Source organism: Nocardia sp. NPDC047038, assembly GCF_040644075.1.
Classification (GTDB): domain Bacteria; phylum Actinomycetota; class Actinomycetes; order Mycobacteriales; family Mycobacteriaceae; genus Nocardia; species Nocardia sichangensis.
In genome coordinates, this window is sequence record NZ_JBEYVQ010000013.1 from 174329 (window position 1) to 187102 (window position 12774).

Annotated in this window: 13 protein-coding genes; 9 read left to right on the forward strand and 4 right to left on the reverse strand. The window is 68.6% G+C overall.

From position 1 onward, the window contains the following. Window positions 1-16 precede the first annotated feature (16 nt). Window positions 17-1759, reverse strand: coding sequence for a DEAD/DEAH box helicase (locus ABZ824_RS31185; protein ID WP_356967418.1), 1743 nt, complete (start codon window positions 1757-1759; stop codon window positions 17-19). A gap of 408 nt (window positions 1760-2167) precedes the next feature. Between ABZ824_RS31185 and ABZ824_RS31190 the strand changes: the two genes are divergently transcribed. The 3 genes from ABZ824_RS31190 to ABZ824_RS31200 are packed head-to-tail and all read left to right on the forward strand — an operon-like array spanning window position 2168 to window position 4865. After that, on the forward strand, window positions 2168-3025 hold the full coding sequence (locus ABZ824_RS31190) for a hypothetical protein (protein ID WP_356967389.1): 858 nt from the start codon (window positions 2168-2170) through the stop codon (window positions 3023-3025). A 55-nt stretch (window positions 3026-3080) separates the two neighbouring features. After that, window positions 3081-4136: an alpha/beta hydrolase gene (locus ABZ824_RS31195; RefSeq protein WP_356967391.1), complete on the forward strand. Its 1056-nt coding sequence runs from the start codon at window positions 3081-3083 to the stop codon at window positions 4134-4136. Between the two features lie 27 nt (window positions 4137-4163). Next, on the forward strand, window positions 4164-4865 hold the full coding sequence (locus ABZ824_RS31200; RefSeq protein ID WP_355077085.1) for a ferritin-like fold-containing protein: 702 nt from the start codon (window positions 4164-4166) through the stop codon (window positions 4863-4865). Between the two features lies 1 nt (window position 4866). Here ABZ824_RS31200 and ABZ824_RS31205 read toward each other — a convergent pair whose 3' ends face one another. Beyond that, window positions 4867-5706 carry a helix-turn-helix transcriptional regulator gene (locus ABZ824_RS31205; protein WP_356967393.1) on the reverse strand — a complete coding sequence of 280 codons (840 nt, stop codon included), beginning with the start codon at window positions 5704-5706 and terminating at the stop codon, window positions 4867-4869. A 102-nt stretch (window positions 5707-5808) separates the two neighbouring features. Between ABZ824_RS31205 and ABZ824_RS31210 the strand changes: the two genes are divergently transcribed. After that, entirely contained in the window at window positions 5809-6348 is a 540-nt protein-coding gene (locus ABZ824_RS31210; RefSeq protein WP_356967395.1) for a YceI family protein, read from the forward strand. A 67-nt stretch (window positions 6349-6415) separates the two neighbouring features. Continuing rightward, window positions 6416-6643 carry a DUF3107 domain-containing protein gene (locus ABZ824_RS31215; protein ID WP_355077360.1) on the forward strand — a complete coding sequence of 76 codons (228 nt, stop codon included), beginning with the start codon at window positions 6416-6418 and terminating at the stop codon, window positions 6641-6643. Between the two features lie 82 nt (window positions 6644-6725). Here ABZ824_RS31215 and ABZ824_RS31220 read toward each other — a convergent pair whose 3' ends face one another. Further along, the gene (locus ABZ824_RS31220) at window positions 6726-7382 is read right to left on the reverse strand and encodes a TetR/AcrR family transcriptional regulator (RefSeq protein ID WP_039800303.1); all 657 of its coding nucleotides are present in this window, start codon (window positions 7380-7382) and stop codon (window positions 6726-6728) included. Window positions 7383-7867: 485 nt separating this feature from the next. Here ABZ824_RS31220 and ABZ824_RS31225 point away from each other — a divergent pair, with 485 nt between their 5' ends. The 4 genes from ABZ824_RS31225 to ABZ824_RS31240 all read left to right on the forward strand — a co-directional run bounded on the left by ABZ824_RS31225 (window position 7868) and on the right by ABZ824_RS31240 (window position 12490). After that, window positions 7868-8839: a DUF3152 domain-containing protein gene (locus tag ABZ824_RS31225; protein ID WP_356967420.1), complete on the forward strand. Its 972-nt coding sequence runs from the start codon at window positions 7868-7870 to the stop codon at window positions 8837-8839. 157 nt (window positions 8840-8996) lie between these two features. Then, window positions 8997-10181 carry an adenylyltransferase/sulfurtransferase MoeZ gene (moeZ, locus tag ABZ824_RS31230; protein ID WP_356967398.1) on the forward strand — a complete coding sequence of 395 codons (1185 nt, stop codon included), beginning with the start codon at window positions 8997-8999 and terminating at the stop codon, window positions 10179-10181. A 51-nt stretch (window positions 10182-10232) separates the two neighbouring features. Beyond that, window positions 10233-11084: a TIGR02569 family protein gene (locus tag ABZ824_RS31235; protein WP_355077077.1), complete on the forward strand. Its 852-nt coding sequence runs from the start codon at window positions 10233-10235 to the stop codon at window positions 11082-11084. Window positions 11085-11320: 236 nt separating this feature from the next. Next, entirely contained in the window at window positions 11321-12490 is a 1170-nt protein-coding gene (locus ABZ824_RS31240; RefSeq protein WP_356967400.1) for a CHAP domain-containing protein, read from the forward strand. Between the two features lie 72 nt (window positions 12491-12562). Here ABZ824_RS31240 and ABZ824_RS31245 read toward each other — a convergent pair. Further along, window positions 12563-12774 (reverse strand): hypothetical protein (locus ABZ824_RS31245; RefSeq protein WP_356967402.1); only part of this gene is annotated, 212 nt, incomplete at its 5' end.

A 12774-nucleotide genomic window follows, 5' to 3' on the forward strand; every position in this document is an offset into this window, starting at 1 on the left:
TAGCCGATCCGGGCGGTCAGGCCGACGCGGCGGCCGCGGGCTCGGCCGCGCTCCCGGCGTCCTCCGCCGCGACGTCTCCTTCGCTCGACCGACGCCGCCTGCGCCTGCGGCGAGCGGGACGGTCGGTCGTGTCGGTCCCCTCGGCGGCGCCGTGGTCGTCCGAGGCCGCTGGGCTCGACTCGTCGGTGGCGGCGCTGTCGGTGGTGTCGCCGGTCGCCTTGCGCCGCCTGCGCCTGCGGCGGGCGGGCTTGTCGGCCTCGGGGGCTTCCTGCTCCGTGTCGATGACCTCGTCGTCCACGGCGGAGTCGGTGTCGGCCGCATCGGTGACGTTCGGTGCGCCGTCGATCGGCTTACCGCCGCGGGTGCGCTTGCGGTTGCGCTTGCGCGGGGCGCGGGCCTGGCGTTCGACCACCACCGCGTCCGGGTCGCGTTCCGGCTTCGGCTTGCGGATCACACCGGTGATGCCCTCGGGAATGCCGAGGTCGGTGTACAGGTGCGGCGAGCGCGAGTAGGTCTCGACCGGCTCGGGGATGCCGAGGCCGAGCGCGCCGTCGATCGCCGACCAGCGGTTGAGCTCATCCCAGTCGATCAGCGTCACCGCGACGCCGGTGCGCCCGGCGCGGCCGGTGCGCCCGATCCGGTGCACGTAGGTTTTCTCGTCCTCCGGGCACTGGTAGTTGATGACGTGCGTGACGTCATCGATATCGATGCCGCGCGCCGCGACGTCGGTCGCCACCAGCACGTCGATGGTGCCCTTGCGGAACTTGGTCAGCGCCTTCTCCCGGGCGATCTGCCCCAGGTCGCCGTGCACCGCTCCGACCGCGAACCCGCGCTCGGCCAGTTCGTCGGCCACCTTCTGCGCCGTGCGCTTGGTGCGCGTGAAGATCATCGTCGCGCCGCGGCTCTCGGCCTGCAGGATCCGCGCGATCAACTCGCCCTTGTCCAGGGCGTGCGCGCGGTAGACGAACTGCGCGGTGCGGTCGTGCACCGCCGAGTCGTGCGGCTCCTCGGCCCGGATGTGCGTCGGCCGGGTCAGGAAGGTGCGCGCCAGTGTGATGATCGGCCCGGGCATGGTCGCGGAGAACAGCATGGTCTGGCGCTTGTCCGGGACCATGCCGAGAATGCGCTCGATATCCGGGAGGAAGCCCAGGTCGAGCATCTCGTCGGCCTCGTCGAGCACCAGCACGCCGATCTTGCCGAGGATCAGGTGCTGCTGGTCGGCGAGGTCCAGTAGTCGGCCCGGCGTGCCGACGACCACGTCGACGCCCGCGCGCAGCGCCGCGATCTGCGCCTCGTAGGGGCGGCCGCCGTAGATCGACGCCACGCGCAGCGGCCCCTGATGGTTGGTCAGGTACTTGCTCGCGTTCTCCAGGTCCTGGGTGACCTGGATGCACAGCTCGCGCGTCGGCACGATGACCAGCGCGCGCGGCGTGCCGTCCAGCGGCGTCGTGCCGGATTCCGCGGTGGCGATCCGGTGCAGCAGCGGCACGCCGAATCCGAAGGTTTTACCCATGCCGGTGCGGGCCTGACCGATGAGATCTTCTCCCGCGAGCGCCAGCGGGAGGGTCAGTTCTTGAATGGCGAAAGTACGTTCGATTCCGATCTCGCCGAGTGCGCGGACGATTTCCGCGCGCACGCCCAATTCGGCGAAAGTCGGGGCGGTATGCGTTGCGTCCAGTTCGGCCGTCAACAGGGTCTCCGCCAGACCTGGTTCCTGATCGACTGTGATCTTGCTCAGGGTTCGTGCCTTCCTCGTAATCACGTCCCGCGCGCACGAGGTGGGGCGGACCGGGCGGTCCACGACGACCACGACTCCGCAGGCGATACTTCACCCGGCCACGCTCCGGATGCCGGGCGCCTGCCACAAAAGCGGCGGCTACCTCGCAAAACATCGGCGCGGCGCACTGGTGACGCGGATTGGTGCGCGCACATTTTCCTGTCCAACGAAAACTTCGCACTCGAAACCGGTCGGCAGTCGCAGCGGCGTCCCCGCGGTGTGCGTGAGCGCGACGTCCGGCGACTCTGTCGAGCGAAACTTTCCGTTGTCCGCCGCGATTGTAGCGTGATATTGTGCCGCGTTCGAATTGCCACCACGGCGCGCTATCGAAAATGCTGCGGACCCGCAGCGCGCTTTCGCCGTGCAGGGCGCCCACGTACGCTGCGCCACATGGGAATTCATCCGGCGCGGCAAATCTGGGCGACGCTCGAACCGCTACACGATGTCGTCTATTTCGGCACCGGCGTCAAGGAGGCGGGCGTCGGGATCGGATTGCGCGGCTACTGGCAGACCTACTTCGCTTTCCGCGCCGCGCCGCTGGGCGCGGTGATGCCCGCTGCCGTGCAGGCGGCTTTCGCCGGATTCCACCCCGGCATGGTGCGTCGCGCGCTGCCGGAGGCGTGGGAGCGGGCGACGCCGCAACGCTGCCTGGCCGCTCGGCTCGAGCTGGCCACCGGTCTGCTGCGCGGCGTCGGCGCGGGTGACGCGGTGTCGGCTCGCGCGGTCGAGCTGCTGGCGCCGGTGCAGCGTGCCGCCGATCCGACGGGGCGGGCGCTGTTCGCCGCGAACGCGGCCTTGCCGCTGCCCGTCGACCCGGTGGCCGCGCTGTGGCAGCTGGCCACCTCCCTGCGTGAGCATCGCGGCGACGGCCATGTCGCGGCCCTGGTCACGCACGGTCTCAGCGGACGCCATGCGCTGGTCGTGCAGGTGGCAGCGGGCAAGGCGCCCGAATCGGTGATGCGGCCCGCGCGCGGGGTGTCGGAGGGGGAATGGGCGGACGCTTTCGACGAGCTGCGGGCCCGTGGGCTGGTCGCGGGGGAGCCGGTCACTCCGACTCTCACCGGCAGCGGCGCGGAACTGCTGGCCGCGGTAGAGGCCGAGACCGACGAAGCGGCGTGGACCGGTGCGCTCGCGGTGTTGTCGGCCGACGCGATCACCGAGCTGGCCACCTCGCTCGCGCCGCTGGTGCGCAGCGTGCAGGAGTCGGTGGTTCCGCCGCTCAACCCCGTCGGCATGGGGCCGCGGTAGCGCGGCGGGCAGTTGCCTGTTACCGGCGGTACCGATATGTGAGACTCTCTTCGCTGTGAGCCTTGCCGACACTGTCACCATCGCCGCGCGCAACGCCTGGGCGCTGACCTTCGGCTCCGGCATCGAGGCGCCGGACCCGACCCCCGCGACGATCCTGTGGGACCAGCCGCACCGGCAACTGCGGCGGTTCGAGCGCGCGGAGGGGGATGCGGCGGAAGCGGATTCGGCCGTCCTGCTGGTCCCGCCGCTCGCCGCGCCCGCCACCTGTTTCGATCTGCGGCCCGACCAGAGCCTGGCGCGCTTCCTGCTGGAGATCGGCCACAGCCCCTACGTCGTCGACTACGGCGAGATCACCTTCGCCGACCGGCGCATGGGCTTCGAGGACTGGATCGACGACATCCTGCCCGAGGCGGTGCTGCGGACCAGCGCCGACCGCGACGGGCGCGCGGTGGATCTGGTGGGCTGGTCGCTCGGCGGCACGCTGGCATTGCTGACCGCCGCGGCGCACGCCGAACTGCCCATCCGGTCCGTCACGGCCGTCGGCTCGCCGCTGGACTACGACCGGATGACCGGCGTGCCGCAGCTGCGCGCGGTCGCGAAACTCACCGGTGGCCGCGCCACCTCGACCGTCATCCGCGCGGCCGGTGGCGTTCCTGCGACACTGACTCGAATCGGCTACAAGGTCACCGCCTGGGATCGTGAGCTGACCCGGCCATGGTTCGTCGCGAGCAATATCGCGCGGACCGAGGCGCTGGCGAAGATGGAGTCGATCGATCGGTTCATGGCCGAGATGCCCGGATATCCGGGTCGTTTCTACGGTCAGCTGTGGGGCCGGTTCATCCTGAACAACGACATCGGTCGCGGTGTCGTGCGGCTCGGCGAGCGCCGGATCGAGTTGGCGAACGTGACCGCGCCGGTGCTGCTCGTCGGTGGGCCGTCCGACGTGATCACCCCGGCTCCCGCAGTCGAGGGGGGTGTGCACCTGCTCACGGGAGCGGCCATGGTCCGTTACGAGACCGCGCCCGGCAGCCACCTCGGCATCCTGGCCGCGCCGACCGCACGTGACACGACATGGAGTTACCTCGAGAAGTTCCTTGCCGAGACCTCCTGAGTCGCGGTGAGTATTACGCTGGGGCGCATGGGAGCACAGTCACCTGCCGCGTTAGGTGTTTCGTCGACCGACCCAGCAAGCCTTTCCATCCCCGCGAGCCATCCCGGCGTGACCGACCTGTTCGCGGTGCTCGCCTACGGCGAGATATCCGCGTTCTACCGGCTGACCGAGGAGGCCAAGCTGTCGCCGTCGCTGCGGGGCAAGGTGGCGGTCGCGAAGATGGCCGCGGCCGAGATGGAGCATTTCAAGACGCTGGAGTCCGCGCTGGCCGCGCGCGGCGCCGGCGTCTTCGACGCGATGGCGCCGTTCGTGCGCGCGCTGGACGACTACCACGCGTCCACCGACCCGTCGACGTGGCTCGAGTCGATGGTGAAGTTCTACGTCGGTGACGGCATCGCCGCGGACTTCTACACCGAGATCGCGGGCGCGCTGACCCCCGACGTCGCCGCGGTGGTCCGCGATGTGCTCGCCGAGACCAGGCATTCCGAGTTCGTCGTCGAGGAGGTGCGGCGGGCGGTCACCGAGAGCCGCTCCGAGCGCGACCGGCTCACGCTGTGGGGCAGGCGGCTGCTCGGTGAGGCGATCACCCAGGCGCAGTTCGTCATGGCGCAGCGCGACGAGCTGACGGATCTGGTGCTCACCGCCACCGGCGATCTCAACGGCATCGCCGCGTTGTTCGAGCGGATGCAGGACAGCCACGCCGAACGCATGGCGGTTCTCGGCATCTGAGCTATTCGTTCGCCGCGCGGTTGGGCACCAGCCGCAAACCGGGCGCGTGGATGCTCGCCCGGTCGATCAGCCAGACCACGACGCTCTGGTCCCTGCGGTCGGCTTCCAACATCTCGAACGGGACCTCGACCATGCCGTGTACGGGATGGTCGAGGTGCAGCGTGCCGGAGCCGGGCGCGCCGACCCGATGCGGCTTCCAGCGGCCGGCGAAATCGGGGAGTCCGCGCAGCGTCTCGATCGTCTCGAGCAGCGCCGCATCGCCGGGCCAATGAAGTTTGGCGCGGCAGAGGGCGGCGGTGAAGGTGTCGGCGGCTTCCTCCCAGTTGCGCAGGACGCGCCGCGCGGCGGGATGCACGAAGGTGTACCAGGCGAGATTGGGCTGATCCGGTCCGTCCAGCAGGCCCAGCGGGGCGACGAAATCGGCCCACGCCTGGTTCCAGCCCAGCACGTTCAGTCTGCGGCCGACCACGAAGGCCGGTGTCGGTTGCAACGCGTGCAGGATCGTCTCGATCGTCGGAGCCACCTGCTCCGCGGCGGATTCGCTCCCGGGGCAACGGGTTTCGTTGCCGGAGGTCATCGCGAGCATGCCGAAGTACTGGCGGTCGTCGCCGCGCAGCAGCAGCGCGTCGGCCAACGCGTCGATCACCGCGAGCGACGGATTGGTGTCGCGGCCCTGCTCCAGCCGGGCCAGGTAGTCGGCGCTGACGCCCGCGCGCACCGCGACCTCCTCGCGACGCAGCCCGGGTGTCCGGCGCCGGCCGCCCTCGGGCAAGCCGACATCCGACGGCCGCAGTTCGGCGCGCCGGGCGATGAGGAACTCCGCGAATCCGTTGCTTGCCATAGATCCCATCGTGCCCGGTCCGAGGACGGTTATCCGCGCCCTGTCAGGTCCAGGATAACGGCGGTCTGGCTACCGGACCGCGGTCCGGTCATTGTCGGAAGCATGACATCTACCTCGGAATCCACCACGCTGAAAACCGGTTCGTGGGCACTCGACGCCGCGCACTCCTCGGTCGCCTTCACCATTCGCCATCTCGGCATCTCCAAGGTCCGTGGCGGATTCAACCGGTTCGAGACCGAATTCGTGGTCGACGAATCGGGCGCGGCCACCGTCGGCGCGACGATCTACCTCGACTCCTTCGACACCGGAAACGCCGACCGGGACGCGCACATCCGCACCGCCGATTTCCTCGACGTCGCCAATCGCCCCACGCTGACCTTCCGCGCCGACCATCCCGTGGTCGTCGCCGAGACCTTCGAGGTCGAGGGGCAGGCCACGCTCGGCGCGATCACCAAGCCCGTCACGCTGGAGGTCGAGTGGGGCGGTGTGCAGGACTTCGGTCCCACCGGCGACCGGCACGCGGGTTTCTCCGCCACCAGCACCATCAAGCGCACCGACTTCGGCGTCGGCGGAGCTCTGCCCGGCATGCTGAGCGACACGGTCAAGATCGAACTGGAGATCCAGCTCGTCGAGCCCAAGTGAGCGCCCCCGGCGGCCCGCACTAGCCTTGGAACCGACAGCACAGGACTCTCAGGTTCGGAGGTTGGCCGTGGAGGTCAAGATCGGTATTTCGGATAGCCCGCGCGAGCTGGTGATCAGCAGCGCGCAGACCCAGGAAGAGGTCGAGGCGCTGGTGTCCGGTGCGCTCGGCGGCGACGATGGCGTCCTGACGCTCACCGACGAGAAGGGCCGCAAGTTCCTGATCCAGGCTTCGAAGGTCGCCTACGTCGAGATCGGCTCGACCACCGGCGGCCGCGTCGGTTTCGCCGCCGTCTGACTTCCGGCTTCCCGCCGAAACCCAGCGAGCCCCTGCCCCCGATCGGTCGGGGGCAGGGGCTCGCTCGTCGTCGTGACCGCGCTCAGTCGATCGGGTGCAGCGGCACGTGCTTCAGGCCGCCCCAGGCGAGCGAGACGGTGGTGTCGACCGCCTCCTCCTTCGGGATCGGCCGATCGGCCTCCAGCCAGTACCGTGCGGTGAACTGGCTCGCGCCGACCAGGCCAACGGCCAGGATGCGGGCCCGGTAGGGATCGAGGCCCGAGTCGTGCGCGACGAGGTCGAAGACCGCGTCCACACAGGCCTCGGTGGCCTGCTCGACGCGGCGCTGCACCTGCGGCTCGCTGGTCAGGTCGGACTCGAAGACCAGGCGGAAGCCTTGCATCTCGTTGTCCACGAAATCGAAGTACGCCTGCACCGCCGCGCGCACGCGCTGCTTGTTGTCGGTGGTGGAGCGCAGCGCCTGGCGCACGCTGGACACCAGCATGTCGACGTAGTTCTGCAGCACCGCGAGATACAGCTCGAGCTTGCTGGTGAAGTGCTGATACAGCACCGGCTTGCTCACTCCGGCGCACTGCGAGATCTCGTCCATGCCGGCGGCGTGATAACCGCGCTGCACGAAGACTTCGCTTGCCGCCGCGAGCAGCTGTAGACGTCGCTCGTCGCGCGGAAGCCGGGTACCGCGTTTGGCGGGCTCGGACGACGATCTACGGGACGTCATCCGGTCCACGAGGTCAGTCATTTCGGCTCTCCCAGTCGATTCCCCGGCAAAGGGGTGTGCACCGGGTTATCTCAAGAACGATACCCGGTTGTCGCCCGCCCGCGGATCGGGGCCGGGCAACTGGTGCCACCCGGAGACACATTGTCGCACCGACGGGCCCGCTGGTATGCCCGCAGGTGGGGATTCGCCGCTGTGAGACGCTGGTGAACGTGACCGACCGACCGGAAAGACCCCCCGGCGGGCGGCGCGGTGCGCGTCGCCCGGCTGGCTCCGGCGCGCCCGGTTCCGTAGGGTCGGACGGCGTGGCGAGAACCTGGCCAGTGGCGCGATCCGGTGAGGCGGCTCGGACCGGCGCAGCCGAGCGGTCCGGGGCGGGCGGCGGGTCGCCCGGCCGGGAGACAAGTAAACGCGTGCGCGGCAAACCGCCTGAACCTCCTGCGCCCCAGCCGGATTCAGCCCTGGCGCAGCTCGAACACGATGGCGCCGAGGTCTATGATCCGCTCGGTCTGTACTCGCACAAGGCCGAGCGATCCCACCAACCGCTGCGCGCCCGCTGGGATCCCACCGCTCCCGACGAGGGCAGGACGAGGTCGCGTCCCGAGCGGGATGCCAAGAAGCAGAGCGCACTGGGCAGATTCGTCTCGACCTACGGCTGGCGGGCGTACGCGTTGCCGGTTCTGGTCGTGATCACCGTTCTGGTGGTGGTCGACGCGATCCGCGCCACCGACGACATCAACGCCGCGGGCTCGGATCCTGGGCTCGGTCGACTCAGTCCGGCCACCGCGACCGCGGGCATCATCGGCGCTCCGCCGGGTGACGGGCAGTTTCCCACCGACCTGCCGACCGGGGCTCTTCCGGAAGGCGGCGCCTTCGCCGAGTCGGGTGCGGGCGTCTGGCATGTAGTGCCCGGCACGACCGCCCAGATCGGCACCGGCACCGCGACCGCCTTCCGCTACACCGTGGAAATCGAGAACGGCGTGGACACTTCCGGCCTGGGCGGGGACGAGGCCGTCGCCAAGATGATCGATTCCACGCTGGCCAACCCGAAGAGCTGGACGCACGACCCCAAGTTCGCGTTCCGCCGGGTCGACCAAGGCGAGGTGGACTTCCGCGTCTCGCTCACCTCACGGGGATCCAGCCGCAAGGAATGCGGTTTCGACATCCCGATCGATACCTCCTGCTACAACGCCGATGATCGCCGCGTCGTGCTGTCGGAGGTCAGGTGGGTGCGCGGCGCGCTCGCGTTCGAAGGCGATATCGGGTCCTATCGGCAGTACCAGATCAACCACGAGGTCGGCCACGCCATCGGCTACCACCAGCATCAGGCGTGCGACACCGACGGCGGGCTGGCGCCGGTGATGATGCAGCAGACCTTCGGCACCCGCAACGACGACATCGCCGCCCTCGATCCGCACGGCGTGGTGCCGATGGACGGCAAGCGCTGCCGGTTCAACCCCTGGCCCTACCCCCGGGGATAGTGATTGCGCCGGACGGGGTGGTTGTCGCGGTGCGGCGGGTATACGGAACGATGGGCGGGAAGAACGGCCCGGTCGTCGGTGTTGCACTGTTGAACCAACCCGCCGAGGGCGTCATACCGCCGCAGCGATCGGCCAAGCGATTCGAGGAGTCCTGGACGTGTCATCACCCAAGTCCCTGCCGCCACTTGTCGAGCCGGCCGCGGAGCTGACCAGGGATGAGGTAGCCCGCTACAGCCGACACCTGATCATCCCCGATCTCGGCGTGGACGGGCAGAAACGTCTGAAGAACGCCAAAGTGCTGGTGATCGGCGCGGGTGGCCTCGGATCGCCCGCCCTGTTGTACTTGGCCGCCGCGGGCGTGGGCACGCTCGGCATCGTCGAGTTCGACGAGGTCGACGCCTCGAACCTGCAGCGTCAGGTCATCCACGGCGAATCCGACATCGGCCGCCCGAAGGCCGACAGCGCGCGCGACTCGATCCTGGAGATCAACTCCGGCATCGATGTGCGGTTGCACAAGATCCGGCTGGAACCGGAGAACGCGGTGGAACTGTTCCGCGAGTACGACCTGATCGTCGACGGCACCGACAACTTCGCCACCCGATACCTGGTCAACGACGCCGCGGTGCTGGCGGGCAAGCCGTACGTGTGGGGCTCGATCTACCGCTTCGAGGGCCAGGTCTCGGTGTTCTGGGAGGACGCCCCGGACGGACGCGGCATCAACTACCGCGACCTGTACCCGGAGGCCCCGCCGCCCGGCATGGTTCCGTCCTGCGCCGAGGGCGGCGTGCTCGGCGTGCTGTGCGCGTCCATCGGTTCGGTGATGGTCACCGAGGCGATCAAGCTGATCACCGGCATCGGTGAGCCGCTGCTCGGCCGTCTGATGGTGTACGACGCACTGGACATGAACTACCGGACCATCAAGCTGCGCCGCGACCCGGAGCGTCAGCCGATCACCGAGCTGATCGATTACGAGGCGTTCTGCGGCGTGGTGTCCGAGGAGGGCCAGGTGGCCGCGGCCGGGTCCACCATCACCGCGCGCGAGCTCGAGGAGCTGCTGGCGTCGGGCAAGGACATCGAGCTGATCGACGTGCGCGAGCCGGTCGAGTGGGACATCGTGCACATCGAGGGCGCGAAGCTCATCCCGAAGGACCGCATCCTGTCCGGTGAGGCGCTGTCGGAACTGCCCCAGAACCGTCCGATTGTGCTGCACTGCAAGACCGGAGTGCGCTCCGCCGAGGCCCTGGCCGCGCTCAAGCGCGCGGGCTTCTCCGACGCCACCCACCTGCAAGGCGGCGTGATCGCCTGGGCCAACCAGGTGGACAAGTCGCTGCCGGTGTACTGAGTCACGGCGCGCCGGAGGCGCGCCGAAATCGACGCAGCGTAGCGTACGGCCGTGACTTCTGTGGAACCTCCCGAGCATGTGCGTGCCACGTTCGGTCTGCGCGAAGTGACCCCGGTTTCGCTCGGCGACTGGGAAGGCGGCTGGCGCTTGGGCGACGTGGTGCTCAGTCCGGTCACCGATCACGCGCGTGCGGCGTGGTCGGCGAAGGTCCGTGAGGCGTTGAAGGTGGACGGGCTGCGGCTGGCCCGTCCGGTGCGGGCGACCGACGGTCGCTATGTGGTATCCGGCTGGCGCGCGGACACCTATCTGGAGGGCATGCCCGAACCGCGACACGACGAGGTGGTCTCGGTGTCGCTGCGCCTGCACAAGGCGACGGAGAAGCTGGAGCGTCCGCGCTTCCTCGCTCAGCCACCGGTGGTCCCGTGGGTCGACATCGACGTATTCGTCGCGGCCGATCGCGCCGCCTGGGAGCCGGTGCCGCTGCGCAGTCTGCGCGCGGGCGGAGCGTCGCTGTCGACCTCCCCGGACGGACGGCGCAGCATCGAACTGATCGGCCAACTGGCCACCCTCCGCAAGCCGGTGCAGTCGCCTCCGCAGCTGGTGCACGGCGACCTGTTCGGCACCGTGTTGTTCGCGGGCGCGCAGACCCCCGGGCTCACCGACCTCACCCCGTACTGGCGTCCGGTGCCCTGGGCAGCGGCGGTGGTCGTGGTGGACGCACTCTCCTGGGGCGGCGCGGACGACGGCTTACTCGATCGCTGGTCGGACCTGCCGGAGTGGCCGCAGATGTTGTTGCGCGCGGTCATGTTCCGGCTCGCGGTGCATGCGCTGCATCCGCGCTCGACCCCCCAGGCGTTCCCCGGTTTGGCGCGCACGGCGGATATGGTGCGTCTGACCCTCTGAGGCTTTCCCAGGCAACGTAGTCCACCCCACAGCGCACGACTCGTGCGGTTCGTCGGGGCAGCTCACCCAGGGGTCGGACGGACGTGTCGGCAATTTCCAATGTCGGGAATGCCCGATACTTGCGGTAACGCACGTGCGCCGCATGTGCCAGGAGACTCTCGCCGAGAGAGGTTACGGATGCTGTTTGTTGTCCCGCGGGGACGGGCCGTGGAGATCGCGCGGAGTGGAGGGCGTGCATGACGACCCTTGCCGACATAGACCTCCCCGACCTTCCGCATCCCGACTACGCCAGTGCCGGTCTCAACGCAGTGGTCGACGTGGCGAATGTGTACATGCAGAACGCGGTCGTGCTGTTCGCGTCCGGCTGGGATGGCGGGCAGCCGGACATGATCGCATGGCTGGGGGACAAGAAGCTGCTGAGCGCGGACGGCAAAAAGCTCACCAAGGATGGCGCCCAGACGCTCGAACCCGGATCGTCGGTGCTGGTCGACGGCTACGACAAGCAGCGCGGTGCGTTCGTGGACAAGACGTCACAACTGCAAGCGCAGAACGACGGTGTGAACGAACGCGCCATCGCGAGCTTCGACACCTCGAACAAGGCGTTCCAGGATGTCAAGGAGATCGTGAACGGGCTCGTGACCGAGCTGAGCCGCAAGCCCGGAGAGCACCAGCTGACCCGGCTGCCCGATGGCAACTTGCACCTGACCCCCGCCGAGGAGAACCGGCTGCTACAGCTGATCTTGGAGGGCGTGGACCGTGTGCACGACACGATCGAGGACGCGGACGACGGCATGCGACGGGACGCGGGCAATATCTACAAGATGATTCCGGACCTCCCGCGCAACCCCTACGGAAATGCGCCGGACGCGGGGAACCGGGCTGCGTGGGCGCTGCCCGCGAGCGATGCCACCTGGTCCAACGGCACCGGGACCACGGACGATATCGTCGCGAAGGCTCGGGAGCAACTAAATCTCGGGGTATCCGAACGTAATGGCGACAATTCCCCGGTGTACTACGACAAGGATGGAGTGGCCCACAAGGTTCCGTACAACATCGGTGACGCGTGGTGCGCTGCCTTCTCCACCTGGGTATGGGATAAGGCGGGTTACAACGTCCATTGGACCAATCCGAACTACGTGCCCTCCATCTGGAACGACGCCAAGCACATGGGGTTGGCGGCGAATATCTCGAGTGCGCAAAAGGGGGACATGATCATCTTCGACTGGGAGGGTGACGGAACCCCGGACCATGTCGGAATCGTGGAGTCCGTGGATCCCCGAACCGGCCAGATCACCACCATCGAAGGAAATTCCAGCGACCGTTTGAAATCCAACCACTATTCCATGAACGCGGGATCGCTCGTCGGCGTGGTCAAGCCACCGTCCAACCAGGCAAGAGCGTCCTGACGGTACCGATGCGCCGCGCACGGACCATTCCGGCAGGCCCTGTGCGCGGCGCGCGGATCACTGTGCGCAGTATCAGCTCGACAGGTCGTTCACCGAGGCCGACTCATTGCCGGACAGCTTGATTCCCAGATTTGCGGCGGTGCGATCCACCTCGTCGTCGGCGTGCTGGAATTCGATGGCCGAGCCCGCCGACAGCACTTCGACGTTGAGGCACAGCGACTGGAGTTCCTTGAGCAGGACCTTGAACGATTCCGGAATGCCCGGCTCCGGGATGTTCTCGCCCT